At 72.3% G+C, this 18,214-nt stretch carries 22 protein-coding genes; 16 read left to right on the top strand and 6 right to left on the bottom strand.

Annotation, left to right across the window (positions count from 1 at the left end; translation table 11 throughout):
• Nucleotides 1-3 precede the first annotated feature (3 nt).
• Genes IEZ27_RS44840 through IEZ27_RS44820 form a run of 5 tightly spaced genes read left to right on the top strand, consistent with a single transcriptional unit; the run spans nt 4 to nt 3,725 of the window.
• Nucleotides 4-531, top strand: a complete 528-nt coding sequence (locus IEZ27_RS44840; protein WP_229824912.1) for an RNA polymerase sigma factor — start codon at nt 4-6, stop codon at nt 529-531.
• Nucleotides 528-1,331, top strand: coding sequence for a zf-HC2 domain-containing protein (locus tag IEZ27_RS44835; RefSeq protein ID WP_189652834.1), 804 nt, complete (start codon nt 528-530; stop codon nt 1,329-1,331). The genes IEZ27_RS44840 and IEZ27_RS44835 overlap by 4 nt, the downstream gene beginning before the upstream one ends.
• A complete protein-coding gene (locus IEZ27_RS44830) occupies nt 1,328-2,167 on the top strand; it encodes an ABC transporter ATP-binding protein (protein ID WP_189652833.1) in 840 nt (279 codons plus the stop codon). Before IEZ27_RS44835 ends, IEZ27_RS44830 begins: the two co-directional genes overlap by 4 nt.
• Nucleotides 2,164-3,003, top strand: a complete 840-nt coding sequence (locus IEZ27_RS44825) for a hypothetical protein (RefSeq protein WP_189652832.1) — start codon at nt 2,164-2,166, stop codon at nt 3,001-3,003. The genes IEZ27_RS44830 and IEZ27_RS44825 overlap by 4 nt, the downstream gene beginning before the upstream one ends.
• Entirely contained in the window at nt 3,000-3,725 is a 726-nt protein-coding gene (locus IEZ27_RS44820; RefSeq protein ID WP_189652831.1) for a sensor histidine kinase, read from the top strand. Before IEZ27_RS44825 ends, IEZ27_RS44820 begins: the two co-directional genes overlap by 4 nt.
• A gap of 78 nt (nt 3,726-3,803) precedes the next feature.
• On the opposite strand, the gene IEZ27_RS44815 is transcribed toward IEZ27_RS44820, so the two are convergent.
• A complete protein-coding gene (locus IEZ27_RS44815) occupies nt 3,804-4,322 on the bottom strand; it encodes a hypothetical protein (RefSeq protein WP_189652830.1) in 519 nt (172 codons plus the stop codon).
• Between the two features lie 145 nt (nt 4,323-4,467).
• On the opposite strand from IEZ27_RS44815, the gene IEZ27_RS44810 reads away from it, so the two are divergent.
• The 3 genes from IEZ27_RS44810 (at nt 4,468) to IEZ27_RS44800 (ending at nt 8,045) form a co-directional block, all read left to right on the top strand.
• Nucleotides 4,468-5,748 carry an MFS transporter gene (locus tag IEZ27_RS44810; protein WP_189652829.1) on the top strand — a complete coding sequence of 427 codons (1,281 nt, stop codon included), beginning with the start codon at nt 4,468-4,470 and terminating at the stop codon, nt 5,746-5,748.
• Between the two features lie 152 nt (nt 5,749-5,900).
• Nucleotides 5,901-7,058: a ThiF family adenylyltransferase gene (locus tag IEZ27_RS44805; RefSeq protein ID WP_189652828.1), complete on the top strand. Its 1,158-nt coding sequence runs from the start codon at nt 5,901-5,903 to the stop codon at nt 7,056-7,058.
• Nucleotides 7,059-8,045 (top strand): S66 family peptidase, encoded by a 987-nt coding sequence (locus tag IEZ27_RS44800; RefSeq protein WP_229824911.1) that lies wholly within the window; start codon nt 7,059-7,061, stop codon nt 8,043-8,045. It abuts the gene before it with no gap.
• Between the two features lie 17 nt (nt 8,046-8,062).
• On the opposite strand, the gene IEZ27_RS44795 is transcribed toward IEZ27_RS44800, so the two are convergent.
• Nucleotides 8,063-9,745 carry a glycerol-3-phosphate dehydrogenase/oxidase gene (locus IEZ27_RS44795; RefSeq protein ID WP_229824910.1) on the bottom strand — a complete coding sequence of 561 codons (1,683 nt, stop codon included), beginning with the start codon at nt 9,743-9,745 and terminating at the stop codon, nt 8,063-8,065.
• Nucleotides 9,746-9,815: 70 nt separating this feature from the next.
• On the opposite strand from IEZ27_RS44795, the gene IEZ27_RS44790 reads away from it, so the two are divergent.
• Both IEZ27_RS44790 and glpK read left to right on the top strand, forming a co-directional pair.
• The gene (locus IEZ27_RS44790) at nt 9,816-10,661 is read left to right on the top strand and encodes an MIP/aquaporin family protein (RefSeq protein ID WP_189652826.1); all 846 of its coding nucleotides are present in this window, start codon (nt 9,816-9,818) and stop codon (nt 10,659-10,661) included.
• A 21-nt stretch (nt 10,662-10,682) separates the two neighbouring features.
• Nucleotides 10,683-12,194, top strand: a complete 1,512-nt coding sequence (glpK, locus tag IEZ27_RS44785; protein WP_189652825.1) for a glycerol kinase GlpK — start codon at nt 10,683-10,685, stop codon at nt 12,192-12,194.
• A gap of 286 nt (nt 12,195-12,480) precedes the next feature.
• Here the strand turns inward: glpK and IEZ27_RS44780 are convergent, their stop codons facing one another.
• Nucleotides 12,481-13,158 (bottom strand): hypothetical protein, encoded by a 678-nt coding sequence (locus tag IEZ27_RS44780; protein ID WP_189652824.1) that lies wholly within the window; start codon nt 13,156-13,158, stop codon nt 12,481-12,483.
• Complete coding sequence (locus IEZ27_RS44775; RefSeq protein ID WP_125645509.1) at nt 13,155-13,715, bottom strand: RNA polymerase sigma factor; 561 nt, start codon at nt 13,713-13,715, stop codon at nt 13,155-13,157. Before IEZ27_RS44775 ends, IEZ27_RS44780 begins: the two co-directional genes overlap by 4 nt.
• 209 nt (nt 13,716-13,924) lie before the next feature.
• Here IEZ27_RS44775 and IEZ27_RS44770 point away from each other — a divergent pair, with 209 nt between their 5' ends.
• Both IEZ27_RS44770 and IEZ27_RS44765 read left to right on the top strand, forming a co-directional pair.
• Nucleotides 13,925-14,095, top strand: coding sequence for a hypothetical protein (locus IEZ27_RS44770; protein WP_185845174.1), 171 nt, complete (start codon nt 13,925-13,927; stop codon nt 14,093-14,095).
• A gap of 63 nt (nt 14,096-14,158) precedes the next feature.
• Nucleotides 14,159-14,761, top strand: coding sequence for a hypothetical protein (locus tag IEZ27_RS44765; protein ID WP_189652823.1), 603 nt, complete (start codon nt 14,159-14,161; stop codon nt 14,759-14,761).
• A gap of 3 nt (nt 14,762-14,764) precedes the next feature.
• Here the strand turns inward: IEZ27_RS44765 and IEZ27_RS44760 are convergent, their stop codons facing one another.
• Nucleotides 14,765-15,385, bottom strand: coding sequence for a YczE/YyaS/YitT family protein (locus IEZ27_RS44760; protein ID WP_229824909.1), 621 nt, complete (start codon nt 15,383-15,385; stop codon nt 14,765-14,767).
• A gap of 147 nt (nt 15,386-15,532) precedes the next feature.
• Here IEZ27_RS44760 and IEZ27_RS44755 point away from each other — a divergent pair, with 147 nt between their 5' ends.
• Complete coding sequence (locus tag IEZ27_RS44755) at nt 15,533-15,889, top strand: BlaI/MecI/CopY family transcriptional regulator (RefSeq protein ID WP_189652822.1); 357 nt, start codon at nt 15,533-15,535, stop codon at nt 15,887-15,889.
• The gene (locus tag IEZ27_RS44750; protein ID WP_189652821.1) at nt 15,886-16,821 is read left to right on the top strand and encodes a M56 family metallopeptidase; all 936 of its coding nucleotides are present in this window, start codon (nt 15,886-15,888) and stop codon (nt 16,819-16,821) included. Before IEZ27_RS44755 ends, IEZ27_RS44750 begins: the two co-directional genes overlap by 4 nt.
• Nucleotides 16,822-16,872: 51 nt before the next feature.
• Here IEZ27_RS44750 and IEZ27_RS44745 read toward each other — a convergent pair whose 3' ends face one another.
• On the bottom strand, nt 16,873-17,358 hold the full coding sequence (locus IEZ27_RS44745) for an HXXEE domain-containing protein (RefSeq protein WP_189652820.1): 486 nt from the start codon (nt 17,356-17,358) through the stop codon (nt 16,873-16,875).
• 40 nt (nt 17,359-17,398) lie between these two features.
• Here IEZ27_RS44745 and IEZ27_RS44740 point away from each other — a divergent pair, with 40 nt between their 5' ends.
• Both IEZ27_RS44740 and IEZ27_RS44735 read left to right on the top strand, forming a co-directional pair.
• Nucleotides 17,399-17,839, top strand: a complete 441-nt coding sequence (locus tag IEZ27_RS44740) for a hypothetical protein (protein WP_189652819.1) — start codon at nt 17,399-17,401, stop codon at nt 17,837-17,839.
• Between the two features lie 81 nt (nt 17,840-17,920).
• On the top strand, nt 17,921-18,214 hold a 294-nt coding region (locus tag IEZ27_RS44735; protein ID WP_189652818.1), incomplete at its 3' end, for a DUF3105 domain-containing protein.

Here is an 18,214-nt window from a genome sequence, read left to right as displayed (position 1 = left end):
CCCGTGAGCGAGCACGAGACGTGGCAGGACGCCCGGTTGCTGGAGGCCGTCGGCGCCGGCGACCGGCGTGCGCTGGAAGTCCTCTATGCCCGGCACGCGCCCTGGCTGATCCTCCGGCTCACCCGCCGCTGCGCCGACCCCGCCGTGGTGGACGAGGCGGTCCAGGACACCTTCGTCGCGGTCTGGCGTACCGCGCGCACGTGGAAGGGGCGCGGCGAGGTCGCCGCCTGGATCTGGGGGATCGGCGTGCGCCGCCTGCTGGACCACCTGCGCCGCCGCCCCGCGGCGGTGCTGCCCGCCCACGAGCAGGTCATGGTCTCCGCCGAGGAGCAGGTGCTGCTCGGCATCGAGTACGGCGAGCTCGGCCGGGCGCTGAACCAGCTCTCCCCGGAGCTGCGCGCCGTGGTGCAGGCGACCGTGCTGGACGGACTGACCACCCGCGAGGCCGGACGGCTGCTCGGCATCCCGGTGGGGACGGTCAAGACCCGGATGATGCGCGCCCGCGCGCTGCTGAGGGAGGAACTGGCGTGAGCACCTGGCACATGGACGACGGCATGGCCGCCGCGTACGCCGTGGGCGAGCTGCCCGCGACGCCGGCCGCCTCCGTCGAGGCCCACCTGCTCGCCTGCGCGCGGTGCCGCGCCCTGCTGGCCGCGCAGGTCCCGAAGGCCCGCCTGGACCGGGTCTGGGATGAGATCGCCGACACCGTGGACGCGCCCGCCCCCCGCCCGGTCGAACGGCTGCTGCGGACGCTCGGCGTGCCCGAGTCCACGGCGCGGCTGCTGGGCGCCGCCGCCTCGCTGCGGCTTCCGTGGTTGGCGGCCAGCGCAGTGGCGCTGTTCTTCGCCGCGCTGGCCTCGGGGGAGACGACCCGGTGGGGGCTGCTGACGTTCCTCACGCTGGCCCCGATCGTGCCGGTGGCCGGGGTCGCCGTGGCCTTCGGGCGGGACGGCGATCCGGCCTACGAGATCGGGCTGGCCGCGCCGTACTCCATGTTCCGGCTGATGTTGATGCGGGCCGCCGCCGTGCTGGCGTCCTCGTCGGTGCTGGCGCTGGCGGCCGGCCTGAGCCTGCCCGGCGGCGGCTGGACGGCGGCCGCGTGGTTGCTGCCCTCGCTCGCCCTCACCTCGCTGACGCTGGCGCTGTCCAGCCGGTACGACCCGCGCCGCTGCGCCGTCGCGGTGACCGTGCCCTGGGTGGCCGCGGTCGTCGCCACCAACGTGCGCGCGCCGGACCTGGTCATGTTCGGCTCCGCCGGACAGGCCGGATATCTGGCCGTCACCGTCGTGTCCGTCGTCCTGCTCGCCGTCCGCCGCAGGGAGTTCTCATGATCGAGGCAGTCGGCCTGGTGAAGACCTACGGCCGCAGCCGGGCCCTGGACGGGCTCACCCTCACCGCGGGCAAGGGGGTCACCGGCCTGCTCGGCCCGAACGGCGCGGGCAAGAGCACGCTGATCCGGGTCCTCGCGACCGTCCTCGCGCCCGACGGCGGCGAGCTGCGGCTGCTCGGCCGCGACCCGGGCGCCGACCGGCTGGAGATCCGGCGGCGGCTCGGCTACCTGCCGCAGGAGCCGGGCTTCCAGCGCGGCTTCACCGTCTTCGAGTTCGTCGACTACGTCGCGATCCTGAAGGAGATGACACACCGCCGCTCCAGGCACGACGAGGTGCGCCGGGTGATCGAGGAGGTCGGGCTCACCGCCGTCGGCGGCAGGCGCGTACGCACCCTGTCGGGCGGCATGCGGCGGCGGCTCGGCATCGCCCAGGCCCTGCTCGGCGAGCCGGAGCTGATCCTGCTCGACGAGCCGGCCGCCGGGCTGGACCCGGAGCAGCGGTTGTCGTTCGGCGAGCTGATCGCCCGCCTCGGACAGGACCGGACGGTCGTGTTGTCCACCCACCAGACCGAGGACGTCGCCGCCCTCTGCGACCGGGTCGCCGTGCTGAAGGCGGGCCGGTGCGCGTTCGCGGGCACGCCGGGGGAGCTGCGGGCGCTGGCCGAGGGGCGGGTCTGGGTGTCGCCGGAGAAGGCCGGCGGGCTCGCGCGGCGTACCGGCGACGGGCTGTACCGCGGCGTCGGCCCCGTACCGGAGACCGCCCGTCCCGCGGACCCGACCGTGGAGGACGGATACCTGCTGCTGCTCGCCGACCACCTCACGGAGCCGACCCCATGAGCCTCGCCCCCCGGACGTCGCACGACCCCGATGCCCTGGAACCGGAGACGCTGGAGGGCGGCGCCTCCGTACGGCCGCTGCGCGCGCTCGCGGCGGCCGAGGCCCTGCGGCTGATGCTGCACCCGCTCGCGATCACAGGGCTCGCCCTGTACCTGCTCACCCTCGCCACCCTGGAATGGGCGCCGCGACCCGCCTACAGCGCGCTCACCAACGGGCTCGTGCTCCCCTGGGGAGTGCCGGTCTTCTTCGCGGCGGCGCTCACCGCCTCGGCCTCCAGGCGTGCGGGCGCGGACGAGATGCTGGCCGCCACGCCCGTCGGCCGCGAACTGCGCACGGCGGCCTCCTGCCTGGCCGGGCTGGGGCCGTTCCTGCTGGCCTGCGCGGTCCAGGCGATCCTGGCAGGCGTCTACACGCTCGCGGACGTGGAGCTGGAGCGGTTCCCGAGCGTCTATGAGATCGGCGCGGGGCCGTTGTGCGTGCTCGGCGCCTGCCTGCTGGGGGTGGCCGTGGCCCGATGGCTGCCCTGGCCGGGGGCGCCGGTCCTGGTGATGCTCGTACTGGTCACGGTCAGCCGGGTCGTGGAGCCGGTGGACTCGTCGCTGACCCTGCTGGGTTTCTACGTCGAGTTCGCCCTCTGGGGGCCGCCGCCGTACCTGGAGGGTGTGGGGTTCATCTTCGGGTCGCCCGCCTGGCACGCGCTCTACCTGCTGGCGCTCGGCCTGGGCGCCGGGGCGCTGGCGATGACCCGCGACTCCCGGCGGCGCTGGGTCTGGCTCGGGCTCGGCGCCGCGCTGGTCGTGCTCGCGACGGTGGCCGGCCTCCGGCAACTGCCGTGAGCACCCCCACCACGCCGGCACGGGTGCGCCGCCTGCTCGCCCGCCTGTACGGCGCCTGTGTACGGGGATGGCGCCCGGCCGGCGGGCCGGAGGCGCTGGGGCGGCGCCTTCAGGAGGCCATCTCCTCGACCGGCCCGCAGGCCGCGCTGGCCGCCGTGGTCGAGCTGGTACGCGAGGGCCTGCCGGCCGACGGCGTCGCCGTGGAGGTGGCCGGCTCCCGGATCACCGCGGGCGATCCGCGTACGGCGGTCCACGACGTACCGCTGACGTGGCACGGTCGTACGGTGGGCCGCCTGCTGATCGGCCCGCCCGCCGACCCGCGGACGCTCGACGCGATCACCCCGTACGTCGCCGACGCCGCCCACGCCGTGGCGGTGGCCGCCGACCTGCGCCGTACCAGGGAACGGGTGCTGGCCATCCGCGACGAGGAACGCCGCCGCCTCCACCGCGACCTGCACGAAGGGCTCGGCACGGCCCTGCGCGACCTGGCCGGGACGGTCGACCGGGCCACCTCCGGCCTGCGCACCGACCCGGCCGTGGCCGACCGGCTGCTGCGCGACCTGAGCGCCGCCATGGACACGATCGGCCAGGAGATCAGGGCGATGCTCCAGGACCCGCACCCACCCGCCCGCGTCCCCCGCCCCCGCCCTTCCTCGACCGCGGACATGGCCTGCATCGCGACCAGCAGGATCCCGATCAGCACGCTGCCCGGCGAGTCGTAGAGCTCGTCCCCGGTCGCCTGGTGCAGGCCGAGGCCGGTCAGCGCGATCGGGCCGCATCGTGGGCACGCCGCCCGGCGCTCATTGTTTCGGCGTCACCCGTACGACGGCGCGACCTTCGTCGAAGGACAGGAAACGCAGGATGACGTCGTTCAGGGTGAGCGTGGTGACACCCCGGATGTATCCCGAGCAGCCACGGGAGCCGTCGAACCGGCAGCTGGACGAGCCGCCCTGCTCGCCCTGGGTGCTCATGTTCCCGCCGGAGGTGAAGTTCGCCTCCCACGTGACCTTGTCGCCCCGGACGCTTTCGACGGCGAACCGGGAGATCCCGTAGCGCCGCCCGAACCGCAGCACGTCGCCCGCCGCGAGACTGACCTCGCACCGCGCGTCCGCGCACGCGCTGAACCGGTCGCCGTCGGCGCTGTCCGGGGCCTCGGCGGCGCTGTCCGGGGCCCCGGCGGCGCCCGCGCCTTCGGGCGCCGTGCTCGCCGGCCCGGACGCGGCCGGCGGGGCCGGCGAGGACGTGCGCCCGGCCGTCCCGACGGGACCGGCGCACCCGGTCAACGCGCAAGCCAGCAGGAGTACAAGCCACTTGACCATGGCAAACACCCTAGGCGCCAGGACGGACCTCACCCCGGAGTTCCCCACATCCGGCGCGCCGCCCGGACGTCCGCGCACCCCAAAGGGCCGATCCCGTGACAGTCGGTGGAACGGCCCCGGAACATGATGGAACGCCCTACATTTCGTGAGCCAGTCGTCGAAGTACTCGATTCCCGCCGAGCGCGGCAGCGGGCGGCGCCGTTCCCCGGTGTCCTCCTTGGCCTTGCTCGTCGCCGGGCAGGGATTCTCCGGTTTCGGCGACCAGTTCTTCGTCGTCGCCCTTCCGGGAATCGTGTTGCCGCGGCACGGCAGCGCGGCCCTGGGAACGGTGCTGACGGTCTACGGCGTCTTCCGGCTGCTCGGCCTGCTGCTCGGCGGCCCGGTCGCGGACCGCTGGACGCCCAGGCCGGTCATGCTGGCGGCCGACGTCGTCCGTGCCCCGGCCGCCGGCCTGCTGTGCGCCCTCGCCTGGAACGGCGAGGACCGGCTGTGGGCGCTGGGCGCGGCCACGGCGGTGCTCGGCCTGGCCGGGGGCGCCTTCCTGCCGGCGAACTTCGCCGTCATCCCCGACGTCGTCGAGGAGTCGCGGGTCCAGACGGCCAACAGCCGCAACTACGCGACCGCGCAGGCCGTCGCGCTGACCGGGCCGGTGGTCGCGGGCGTGTTCGTCGCCCGGCTGGGCCCGGGGCCCGCGCTCGCCGTGGACGCGGCCTCCTTCGTGGTGTCGGTCGCGACCCTCTGGTTCGTCCGCCCGCGCCCGGACCTGGCACGCCGGGAGCAGGGCCGCAGCGGAGCCGGGATGTGGGCCGTCGTACGCGGGTTCCCGCTGTTCAGGGTCATCCTGACGGTGGCCGCCGTCGGCAATCTCGGGTTCGCCGGGATCCTGGAGGTCGGGCTGCCTGCGCTGCTGCACGAGAGCGCGCCGGCGACGTTCTCCACCGCGTACGGGATCGTGCTGGGCGCCTTCGGGCTCGGCGCGCTCGCGGGCAGCGTCGCGGCGGGCGTACTGCGCGCCCCGCGTAACCCGGTGCGCGCGGCGGTCCTGCTGATGTTGCCGCAGGCCGCGCTGCTCGGCGCGGTCGGCCTGGTCGGGGGCCAGGTGTGGCCCGCGGCGCTCTTCCTCGGCGCGGGCGCGGCCAACGCGGCGGGCAACGTGCTGCTGATCACCGTCGTGCACACCACGCTGCCCGCGGCGGTCCGCGGGCGGGTGTCCGGGGCGCTGCTGGTGGCCTCGTTCGGGATCTTCCCCGTGGGCGCGCTGCTCGCGGGACTCATGGCTTCCGCGGCCGGACCGAGGACGGTGTTCCTCCTCGGGGCCGTGCTCGTGGCCGCGGCGGGTGTGGCCGGCCTCGTCTCCGGGCCGGTCCGGGCATTCGCGAAGGGAGGTGAATCACATGACGTACGAGATGAGCGACCTGGGCACTGACGCGCCGGTCGAGGTGAGCTGGATCGTTTTCTGAGTCCGACGGTAGACCCGCGTTGAGCGGCAGACAGTTTCCGGGCATCCGGGGGGAACGGCCGCCCCCCGGATGCCCGTCCGGCCATTTCCGAACCGACGGCGAACAAGGACGAACGACGATGACCATCTCTCTGGACAGACACATTCGCGTCAAGCCCATTTACCCCGTGTACCGCCTGGACGGCACACGTTTCCGCATCGGCGCCCAGGCCGGCGTCACCGTGGACTTCACCGACCCGTACGGGCAACTCTGGACCCTCGTCGAGGCGCTCGACGGCACCCGGCCGCTCGGCGAGGTCGCCGAGGAGGTCGGCCGGGCGCACCCGGGCATCGGCGTGGACGACGTGCTCACCGCCGTACGCGACCTGGACGGGCGCGGCTTCCTTGAGTACGCCCGCCCCACCCCCTACGACGAGGGCCGCTACCAGGGCAACGTCAACTACTTCAGCCACTACGCCGGCCTGTCCGCCGCCCGCGAGCAGCCGCAGGACAGGCTGCGCGTGGCGCACTGCGTGCTGTTCGGGCTGGGCGGCGGCGGCTCCTACATCCTGCCCATGCTGCTCGCGGCCGGCTTCGGCAGGATCACGGCCGTGGACTACGACCGGGTCGAGCTGGGCAACCTGAACCGGCAGTTCCTCTACCGGGAGAGCGACCTCGGCTCGTACAAGACCGCCGTCGCCGCGCGGGTGGCCAAGGAGGTGAACCCCGACGTCGAGTTCACCGCCGTGCAGCGCAGGATCGAGTCGGCCGCGGACGTCGCCCAGCTCGTCCGGGGCGCCGACGTGGCGATCTGCGCGATCGACGAGCCGCCGTTCGTCGCCCAGCGGCGGGTGAACGCGGGCTGCGTCAAGGAGGGCGTGCCGTACGTCTGCGGGGGCTCGTTCGTCACCCGGGGGCGGTTGTTCTCGGTCCGGCCGCACCGGACGGGGTGCATGGACTGCCTGCACCTGTACTACTCGCGGGCCGACCCGAGCTACCTGTCGCAGCTCGCCGGGGCGCTGCGGGTCGAGCACGGCCGGGTGACCATCGCGTTCGCCCCGCACATCGCCCTGGTCGCGTCGCTGATCAGCGGCGAGGCGGTCCGGCTGGTCACCGGCCATGCCGAGCCGATCGCCCTCGGCAGGCAGCTCGACGTGCACTTCGAGACCGGGGAGCTGGAGGTCATGTCGCAGTGGCCGCGCGACCCGGACGGGTGCCCGGTCTGCGGCGACGGCGCCGACCTGGCCTCGTTCGAGGTGTGGCAGGAGGCGGAGGCCGGCTCGCCTATGCTTCGCTAGATGGATGTGATCTTCCCTCCGAAGCTCAGGGCGGGCGACACCGTCCGCGTGGTCGCGCCGGCCTGCTCGCGCGCGATGGTCGTGGAGCACGACCACACCGCCCTCATCGACGCCCGCTTCGCCGACCTCGGCCTGACCCTCACCTACGGCCGCCACGTGGACGAACGGGACGCCTTCGACTCCAGCCCCATCGCCTCCCGGGTCGCCGACCTGCACGACGCCTTCGCCGATCCGTCCGTGGCGGCGGTCCTGACGGTCATCGGCGGCTACAACTGCAACCAGCTCCTGCCGTACCTGGACTGGGAGCTGATCCGGGCCAACCCGAAGATCCTGTGCGGCTACTCCGACATCACCGCCCTGCAGAACGCGGCCCTCGCCCGCGCCGGGCTGGTCACGTACTCGGGGCCCCACTGGTCGACGTTCGGGATGCGGGACCACTTCGAGCAGACCCTGGAGTGGTTCACCTCGGTGTTGTTCGGCACCGCGCCGGTCGAGTTGTCGGCGGCCGCGTACTGGACCGACGACCTGTGGTTCCTCGACCAGGACAAGCGTGAGCCGATCCCCGGTGACGGGTGGTGGGCGCTGCGGCCCGGCGCGGCCGAGGGGCACGTCGTCGGCGGCAACCTGTGCACGCTCAACCTGTTGCAGGGCACGCCGTACATGCCCTCGCTCGACGGTGCGCTGCTGATCGTCGAGGACGACCTGGAGTCGCATCCGGCGACCTTCGCCCGTAACCTCACCTCGCTGCTCCAGCTCCCGGGCGCGGAGGGTGTGCGCGGGCTGGTGATCGGACGGTTCCAGCAGGCCAGCCGCATGACCCGGGCCCTGCTGGAGCGGATCGTCGCCGACCAGCCGGCGCTCGGCGGCGTGCCCGTCCTGGCCAACGTGGACGTCGGCCACACCCACCCGCTGGCCACGTTCCCGATCGGCGGGCGGGCCCGCCTGACGGTCACCCCCGAACCGTCGCTGACCATCCTCCAGCACTGACCTGCGGCGAGTGGCCGTCAGGACGCGGCGACGGCCTCCTCGCGCGGGGCCGTGGCCTCGGCCAGCGCCTTGAGCTCGGCCTCGATCAGGGTCCGGCAGCGGGCCACCTCCGCCTCAACGCGGCCCTCGTCCCAGCCGAGCAGCCCCGCCATCAGCCGCGCCACCACGGGGGCCGCGTCGAGCGCGGGCGGGATCGCCTCGATCAGCATCCGGGTCCGCCGCGACAGGACGTCCTCGGCGTGCAGGGCGCCCTCGTGCGTGACGGCGTACACGACCTCGGCCTTGACCCACGGGCACCCCTCCACCAGCGGCTCGCCGAGCGAGTGGTCCTCGTCGACCAGGGCCAGCACCTCCAGCGCGAGCGTGCCGTAGCGGTGGACGAGATGGTTCACGACGTCGGCGTCCACGTCGTGGTCCTGGACCAGGCGCCGTACGGACGCCTTCACCGCCGGCAGCCCGTCCGCGCCGATCAGCGGCAGCCGGTCGGTGACCGACTCCGGCACGTCGAAGCCCTCCAGCGCGGCGTCGATCACGTCCTTGGCCATGACCCGGTACGTGGTGAACTTGCCCCCGGCGATCGTGGCCAGTCCCGGCATCGGCACGTCCACGACGTGCTCGCGGGACAGCTTGGTGGTCGCCGAGCTCTCGTCGGCCGCCACCAGCGGGCGCAGCCCCACGTAGACGCCCACCACGTCGTCGCGGGTCAGCGGCCGGGCCAGCACCGCGTTGGCGTGGCCGAGGATGTAGTCGATGTCCTCGCCGGTGGCCACCGGCTCCTCCCGGTCGCCCTCGTAGTCGGTGTCGGTGGTGCCGACGATCCAGCGCCGCCGCGTCCACGGGATGATGAACAGAACGCTCTTCTCGGTCGGGATGATCATGCCGGTCGAGGAGGCGATGGCCTCGCCCGGCACCATGACGTGCACGCCCTTCGACATCCTGACCTTGAACCCGGCCGGGGCGGAGCCGGGCAGCGCGTTGACCGGGTCGGTCCACACGCCCGCGCACACCACCACGGAGTCGGCCTTGACGTCGAGGTCGCGGCCGGTCTCCTCGTCGTGCACGCGCGCGCCGACGACCCGTTCGCTGCCCTGGTCGCGCAGCATCTCGGTGACCCGCGCCCGGGTCGCGACCACGGCGCCGTGCGCGACGGCCGTACGGGCCAGTGCGAGGGTGAAACGGGCGTCGTCCACCTGCGCGTCGAAGTAGATCATGCTGCCGGACACCGCGTCGGCGCGGAGCCCGGGGGCCATCCGGCGTGACTCCTTGACCGACAGGTACCGGTGCCGCGGCATCGGACGGCGCATGCCCTCCAGCGTGTCGTACAGCGTCAGCCCGGCCCCCACGTACGGCCGCTCGATGAGCCCGTGCTGCAGCGGATACAGGAACGTGACCGGCTTGACCAGGTGCGGCGCCAGCCGCGAGACCAGCAGGTCGCGCTCCTTCAACGCCTCGCGGACCAGCTTGAAGTCGAACTGCTCCAGGTAGCGCAGCCCACCGTGGATCAGCTTGCTGGACCTGCTCGACGTGCCGGCCGCCAGGTCGCGGCTCTCCACGAGCGCGACGCGCAGCCCGCGGGAGGCGGCGTCGAGCGCGGCGCCCGCCCCGGTCACGCCGCCGCCGATCACGAGTACGTCGAAGGACTGCCCGGCCAGCCGGTCGATGGCGGCCTGCCGATTCCTGGCGTCCATCGCCCCGGTCATGTTCATTCGTCCCCCGAAAACACTTTGTGTGCAAACGCTCACGATCCGTATACGTTTCCCGGTTCGGGGAATGGCACACAACGCCGACACCACGAAAGCGGGGGCAGCAGTGGTCGAACGTCTCAAACGGCTGGAACTGACCGGCGAGCTCATCGCCGAGTTCGCCGGGACGATGGTGCTCATCCTGTTCGGAGTGGGCGTGGTCGCGCAGGTGGTCGCGGCCGGCGTCGGCGACCACGACAGCATCGCCTGGGCGTGGGGCATCGGCGTCGCGCTCGGCGTCTACGTCGCGGGCCGGATCACCGGCGCGCACCTCAACCCGGCCGTCACGCTGGCGTTCGCGACCTTCCGCGGGTTCCCGTGGGCAAAGGTGGTGCCGTACTCGCTGGCGCAGACGGCGGGGGCGTTCGTCGGTGCGCTGCTGGTGCGCTGGAACTACACCGAGGTCTTGAACATGACGGACCCCGAGCACACCCTGAAGACCCAGATCGTCTTCTCCACCCTGCCCGGCAACGGCACGCTGCCGGTGGGCATGTGGGGCGGGTTCCGCGACCAGATCATCGGCACCGCCATCCTGATGTTCGTCCTGTACGCCCTGTCCGACTCGCACAACCTCGCGCCCAGCGCCAACCTCAGCCCGGTGGTCATCGGCCTGCTCATCGTCGCCATCGGCATGGCCTGGGGCGCCGACGCCGGCTACGCGATCAACCCCGCCCGCGACTTCGGGCCGCGCCTGGCCAGCTTCCTGACCGGCTACTCCGGCGCCTGGCGGGACCAGTACGGAGACCTGTACTTCTGGGTGCCCGTCATCGGCCCCCTGATCGGCGGCCTGACCGGCGCCGGGCTCTACCAGCTGATGATCGCCCGGTTCCTCCCCGAGCCCGAGCCCGACATCGAGGACGCGGGCCGCGTCTGACCCGAACGGAGGAGAACGACCATGCCCGATTTCGTGGGGGCCGTCGACCAGGGCACCACCAGCACCCGTTTCATGATCTTCAACCACAACGGCCTGGAAGTGTGCAAGTTCCAGCTCGAACACGAGCAGATCCTCCCCAGGGCGGGCTGGGTGGAGCACAACCCGATCGAGATCTCGACCAGGACCTCGGCGGTGATCGAGACCGCGCTCCAGCGCACCGGCCTGCACGACACCGACCTGGCCGCCGTGGGCATCACCAACCAGCGCGAGACCACGGTCGTGTGGAACCCGCGCACCGGCCGCCCGTACTGCAACGCGATCGTGTGGCAGGACACCAGGAGCAACAAGATCGCCGCCCAGCTCGAGCGGGACGGCCGCGGCGAGGTCATCCGCAGGAAGACGGGCCTGCGGCCGGACGCGTACTTCTCGGGCGGCAAGATCCAGTGGATCCTGGAGAACGTCGACGGCGTACGCCAGGCGGCCGGGCGCGGCGAGGCCGTCTTCGGCAACACCGACACCTGGACCCTGTGGAACCTCACCGGCGGCGCGCGCGGCGGCGTGCACATCACCGACGTGACCAACGCCAGCCGCACGATGCTCATGGACCTGGAGACGCTGGAGTGGGACGACGAACTGCTGTCCTTCTTCGGCATCCCGCGCGAGATGTTGCCGGAGATCCGCCCGTCCTCGGAGCCGCCCTCGTACGGCAGCACCACCGCGTACGGCCCCTTCGGCGGCGAGGTGCCCATCACCGGGATCCTCGGGGACCAGCAGGCGGCCACCGTCGGCCAGGTCTGCTTCTCGCCGGGCGAGGCCAAGAACACCTACGGCACCGGCAACTTCATGCTCCTCAACACCGGCACCGAGCTCGTACGCTCCGAGCGCGGCCTGCTCACCACCGTCGCCTACAAGTTCGCCGGCCAGCCGGCCGTGTTCGCGCTGGAGGGCTCGATCGCCGTGACCGGGTCGGCCGTGCAGTGGCTGCGCGACCAATTGCACATCATCCGCACCTCCGCCCAGAGCGAGGACCTGGCCAGGCAGGTGGCCGACAACGGCGGGGTCTACTTCGTCCCGGCGTTCTCGGGGTTGTTCGCGCCGTACTGGCGGCCGGACGCGCGCGGCGCGATCGTCGGCCTGTCCCGCTACAACCGGGATGCCCATCTCGCGCGGGCCACGCTGGAGGCCATCTGCTACCAGAGCAGGGACGTCGTGGAGGCCATGCAGCAGGACTCCGGAGTGGTGCTGGACGTGCTGAAGGTCGACGGCGGCGTCACCTCGAACAACCTGTGCATGCAGCTCCAGTCGGACATCCTGGGCGTGCCTGTCAGCCGTCCCGTGGTGGCCGAGACCACCGCGCTCGGCGCCGCGTACGCCGCCGGGCTGGCCGTCGGCTACTGGAAGGACACCGACGCACTGCGCGCCAACTGGGCCGAGGACCGGCGCTGGGAACCGGAGTGGAACGACGAGCAGCGCGAGAAGGGGTACGCGGGCTGGAAACGCGCGGTGAGCCGCACTCTCGACTGGGAGACCTGACCGCCCCCGGCGGACCCCCGGGCCGCAGCGCACCGAGGGGCCGCCGGGCCGAGCCGTCGCCGGCGTCCTTCGGCACCTCGGAGAAGCCGGCGCCCCAGTGGCCGGCCATCCCGTCCGCACCCCCGTCCACCGCCCCGGGCCGGCGGTTCAGCCGCCCCGGCTACCGCGCGGCGACCGTCACGACGCTAGGCGACGCCGCTATGGATACGCTTTCGTTCCCCTTCAGCCCGCCGTCCCGGGCCCGTGACCGCCATCCGCGGTATGGCGGTCACGGCGTCACGATCGCTCAGCTACCGGCCGGCGGGTACGCCTCGGGGTGCTCCTTGGGGTCGGGAAGCTTGTCCCAGGACGGGTCGTCCACGACCTTGCAGGGCTTGGCCGGCCCGTTGACCAGGTATCCGCCGAACTCCCACAGGGCCCTGGGCTGCTCCGGCCCCGAGGTCCGGTCGCCGTTCTCGATGAACTCCATGACGGCGGTCTGACCCGGCTTGATGTGCCGCGGGTTGATCCGGACCTGGCCGTCGCGCATCTGGAGCGCCTTCGCGTTGGGGGAGTTCTCGATCGCCTCCCTGATCCGCTTGTGGACCGCGGGGTCCTTGCTCTCAAGCTCTTCCTTGGTGAAGGTGGGGCCGGAGTCGGTGATCCCGCGGTCGGGGGCGCAGCGGGTGCCGGGCTTGAGGTACGAGACGTCCGCGGCCAGGCCGGCCGCCGCCAGGTCCTTCTCCACCTGGACGGGGTCCCTGAGCTCGTTGATCTTCAACGTGATCGTGCCGTCGGTGTTCTTGGTGACCGCGTACGCCGGGGCGTCCGAGCCGTTGAGGAACGGCGTGACGACGGCCGCCGCGGCCGCGACGGCGGCCACCGCCGCTCCCATGAACAGCCGCCGCCTGGTACGGCGTCGCACCCCGTTGCGGGCCTCGATCTCGGCCTTGAGTTCCATCAGCACGTTCTCCCTGAAGTTCATCGGATTCCTTCCAGGACGAAGGGAGCCATCTCCGGTGTGTCTCTGAGCGCGTGGCGGGCGCGATGTAACCTGGCGCGGGCGGCTCCCTGCCGGATGCCCAGGGCGGTGGCCGCCTCGCCGATCGTGAGCTGGTCGATGACGACCAGTTCGAGCATCGCGCGATCACCGTCGGGCAGTCCGGCCATGGCCAGGAAGGCCCGTCTGGCCAGGTTCTCGGCATCGATCCTGGCCACGAGGTCGGTCATGTCGTCGGAGTCGAGCGGTCTTCGTCCGCCGACCCGACCGGCCAGTCTCGTCTCCTTGAACGCCCGCCGCCGCTCTGCCGAGAGGGCGTTGCGGGCCACGCCGTACAGCCAGGCGATCTCGCTGCCGCGGCCGGGCCGGTAGGTGTGGGCGGAGTCGAGCACCGCGACGAACACCTCGGCCACCAGGTCGGCGACCGTGTGCGGGTCGTCGACCCGGCGCGCGAGGAACGAGGTGACCGCGTCGACATGGCGTCGGTAGAACGCTTCGAAGGCGTCCGTGTCCGTAGCGATGCCCGCCTGTCTGAGACGCACCGGCCGTGCTCCCTTCGTCGATTACATCCCTTCTTGGTAAGTGGCCGGGAAAACGTTATGAGAGCCGCCGGACGGACGGCCGGCCGCGGGTCCGTACAGACGAGGGGGAGCCGAAACCGGGAGGACACCCGGCGTGACCGTGGCCTATGCTCCTCATGCCGCGCCAAGCCGCCGGCCACCCCCGAGCAGCAAGACGGACGGAACACACGGTGAACCAGCCAGACGTCACCACCACGGTGGACATCGCCATCGCGAACGCCGCCCGTCTCCTCTACAACGCGGAGACGATCACGGACCTGGCGCTCATGGAACGGCTCGAACGCCTCGCCGACTCCTGGGTCTCCATCGCCCAGTTCCTGCACGAACGGGACAAGGACTAGCGCCGGATCCGGCTCTCCCCGACCCCTGACGCGAGCGCCCGCGCGATCACTATGTTGACCGGCATGGGCCACGACACCAGATCACTCGACCGGGCGGACGCGACCGCCACACTGGCCATGACGCTCGACGCGCTCGAAGCCGCCGGCACCCGCGTGCCCTACCGGGTGTGCGGCACGGCCGCCGCGCTCCTCCAGGGCGTGCCGCTGCCCGCCGGGGACATCGACATCCTGCTGGCCGACCGGGACGATCTGCGGGCCTTCGCCGCGGCGCTGTCGTCGTTCCCGTGCCCGCATGCCGCGTCATGGATGCCCGCATCCGCCCAGTTCTTCACCAGGTACGTGGTGAACGGGGTCGAGGTGGAGCTCAGCACCGTCGAGCGGCAGACCGACTCCGACGCCCTGGAATGCGTCGGCGCCGGGCCGTGGCGGCATCACGTGCTGATCGCCTGCGGCTCCCACCAGGTGCCGGCGGTCCGGCTGGAGCTCCGGCTGGCCACGGAACTCCTGCGGGACCGGCCGGACCGGTCCGATCCGCTCATCGCCCACCTGGGCGCGCACGGGTTCGACCGCGCGCTGCTAGGCCGCGCGATGGACGCCTGCCGGATCCCCGGCCACCGCCGCCGGCCGGTCCTGGAACGTCTCGCGCGGCCCGCCGCCGGCGGATGAGCGTCAGCTCCGGGAGAACTTCTTGAACAGGAAGAAGTACAGCTTGATGTACTGCCCGACGAGGATGCCGTTGATGATGGTGCCCTCACGGATGAAGTTCGGGGCGCCGAGGAAGATCAGGCCGATCGCCGCCGAGACGACCAGCGGCGTGCAGTCGAAGACCGTCTTGATGTTGCCCCACTTGCAGCCCGTCCGCCTGAAGACCGTGTTGACGAACATGTCGATCGGCATGAGCACCAGATTGGCGCGGATCATCAGGAACAGGCCGAACGCCAGGGTCGCGTCCGCGAGCACCAGGAGGAGGAACTTGGCGACGTCCGCGTCGAGCACGATCCAGCTCGTCAGCATCAGGTTCAGGTCGAGGAACGTGGCCAGGACCAGGGCCGGGATCAGCGCCAGGAAGTTCCTGAGCTTGAAGTCCCTCGGCAGGACGAGATACGTCAGCCCCAGCATCAGGAGTTCGAGGACGAAGTTGAACGTCCCCTGGCTGACCGAGGGGAACACCAGGGTCATCGTGCGGGTGAGGCTGCTCTGCGGGGAGATGCCGATGCCGGCCCTGATGGCCGGGCTCACCCCCAGGGTCAACAGGTAGATGCCGGCGCCGTACGTCACCCAGCGCCGCACCAGACTGCCGGTGTAGCTCCGGCAGGCTCATGTCGGCCATGACGCCGTAGATGTCCAGGGGCAGCGAGGCCCGCTCCTGACGGTTGCCGAGCCCGCGTCCGCAGGCAGTAGCCTTCTACCTGGGGTAGAAGGCGCGAGGAGGGTGAGATGCAGCTCGGCAACCTCGAACGGTCGATCATGGAAGCTCTGTGGCGGCAGCCACAGGGCGTGTTCGCGCACGATCTGGCGGCCGGTCTGCCGTCCCGTCCCGCCGTCACGACGGTGCTGACCGTGCTGATGCGCCTGACGAACAAGGGCATGGTCTCCCGCGAGCGCGTCGGCCGGGCCCACCTGTACAAGGCGACCGCGAGCAAGGACGTGCTCGTCGCCGAGACCATGCGGGCGGCGCTCGACGAGGCGGGCGACGTGGTCGCGGCCGTGCAGCGGTTCGTCGGCACGGTGACGCCCGAGGTGGCCGCCGCCCTGCGCGAGGCGCTGGAGGGGCAGAGCGGATCCACGCGGTGATCGCCTGGTTCGTCGCCGCGGGCGTGGCCCTGCTGCCGCTGACGCTGGGCGACCGCGCCGCCCGCGCGCTGGCCGGAGCGTCGTGGGCACACCGCTGCCCACGCGCGGCGCTCGTCCTGTGGCAGGCCATCGGGCTGGGGGCCGGGCTGGGGGCGGTCGGCCTCGGGCTGGTGGCCGCCGTCGCGCCGCTGGCCGCGGTGTTCCCGCACGGCATGCACACCCTCGTACGCCAGATCGCCGGCGGCCACGGGCTGGACGGTCTCGGCCCGGTGCACCTGCTGGCGCTGGCCTGGTCGGTGGGCCTGCTGAGCTGGCTGACCGTCCACACAGCGCGCGTCGTCAGGCGGACCGTCCAGGAACGGCGTCGGCAACGGCTGCTGATCGACCTGGTGGCCGACCACCTTCCGGCGTACGACGCCTTCGTGTTGCCTGTGGACGGGCAACTGGCCTACTGCGTACCGGGCCGGCGGCGGCGCATCGTGCTGAGCAAGGGCACGCTCGACACGCTGACCCCGGCCGAGCTGGAGGCCGTCCTGCGGCACGAGCGGGCCCACGCGCGCGGGCGGCATCACCTGGCGATGTTGCCCTTCGTGGCGCTGTCGCACGCGTTCTCCTGGCTGCCCTCGGCCCGTACGGCGCGGCAGGCGGTGGCCGTGCTGCTGGAGATGATCGCCGACGACCACGCCTGCCGGGCGCACGGGGAGCTGCCGCTGGCCCGCGCCCTGGTCCGCATGGCGGCCGGCGGCACCGGCCCGGCGGCGAGCGGCACGTTCGCCCTGGCCGACGCCGGTGTGGTGGAGCGGTTGCAGCGCCTGCTCGACGGTCGCGGCCGGCCCGGATGGGTGCCGGCGGTGGTCTACGCGGCGGCCGTCCTGCAACTGAGCGGGCCGCTGGCGGTGCTGGTCGCGCCGGTGGTGTGCGTCACGCTCTAGGCATGTGCCGCCGAGCCGGCCGCGTGGGCGGCACAGGAAGCCGCGCGGGCCTCACAGGAACAGGAAGCCGATCGCGGCGGCCGCGATGAGGGTGCCGATGACCAGGGCCAGGGCGATCTGGCGCGGGCTGACCCGGTCGGTGCGCCGTAACCACACCAGGTAGCAGGCGGTGGCCGGGAGGGACACCACGGCGGCGGTGACCGCGCCCGGCGAGTACTCGCCGAGGATGATCCACGTGCTCAGGTGGAACAGCGCGTTGACGGCGAACTGCCACTGGAAGGCGGTGGCCAGCACCACCCAGGCCCCGTGCCGTTCCTGGCGGATGGCCAGCCAGGAGCAGACCAGCACCAGCAACATCAGCGGGACGTGGTACAAGACGAAGTTGCTCGTGGTCTCCGGCCCGAAGTGCCGGGTGGCCCAGTCGGCGAAGCCCGGCAGCTCCTCGACGGTGTGCAGGACGTAGACGCCGTACGGCAGCAGGAACGGCAGGACCGCGAGGACGGGCGGGGTCGTCGGGCGGGCGTCGGACATCGTCATGGGATACCTCCCGGGGGTTTGGTGAAGGAGCGGCTAGAATATGAGGAATTCCTCAGCTCGCGTTTTCAGCCGGCACGGCTACGCGTCCGGGACGACGGACCGGATCGCCGAGGTGCTGGCCGAGCCGCGGCCGGCGAGCCGGTGGGTGCCGGAGCTGACCCGGGCGCTGGTGCGCATGCACGCCGAGGATCCCCGGCTGCACCAGGTGCTGTTCGAGCAGGCGCCGCGGCCGCAGGAGTTGCTCGCCCGCTTCCGGCAGGTCGAGGGCGAGGCGGTGGCCGCCGTGACGCGGCTGCTGCGCGCCGACCCGGACCTGTCGCCGGGCGATCCCGAACGCCGGGCGCGGTTCGTGATCGCCATGATCGAGTCGCTCGTCCACCGGTTCAGCGGCGATCCCGTGCAAGCCGCGGATCTGGAAGGCGAGATCACCGCGATCGCGACCGGCTACCTGTACCGGGAGGTCGCGGCGGCCGATCGCTGATGGGACGCGTACTTATGGCTCCCATATTCTACGTGCTGTAGAAGTTACGTACGCGAGAAGCACGTGGTCGGAGGTAGGCGGATGGGCAAGAACGCCGAGGGCACGCTCAAGGAGCGGCTCTCCGCGCTGCAGGCCGAGCAGCGGCGCGCGGAGCGCCGGCGCCGGGTCGTCATGATCAGCGCCTCGGTGGTGGTGGCGGCCGGGGTGGCCGCGGCGGGCACGGCGTTCGTGCTGGCCGACCGGGCCGGCCGGTCCCTGGACGAGGTCCAGGCGATCAACGTGAGCAGCCGCGTTCACACCGACAAGGCGGTCAGCTACCCGCAGGCCCCGCCGGTCGGCGGTGACCACGCGCCGGAGTGGCAGAACTGCGGCATC

Origin of the sequence: Nonomuraea spiralis, assembly GCF_014648435.1 — a bacterium.
In the GTDB taxonomy this organism is placed as follows: Bacteria; Actinomycetota; Actinomycetes; order Streptosporangiales; family Streptosporangiaceae; genus Nonomuraea; species Nonomuraea spiralis.
The sequence above is the reverse complement of the archived record's forward strand: the minus strand, read 5'-3'. Positions and strand labels throughout refer to the sequence as shown.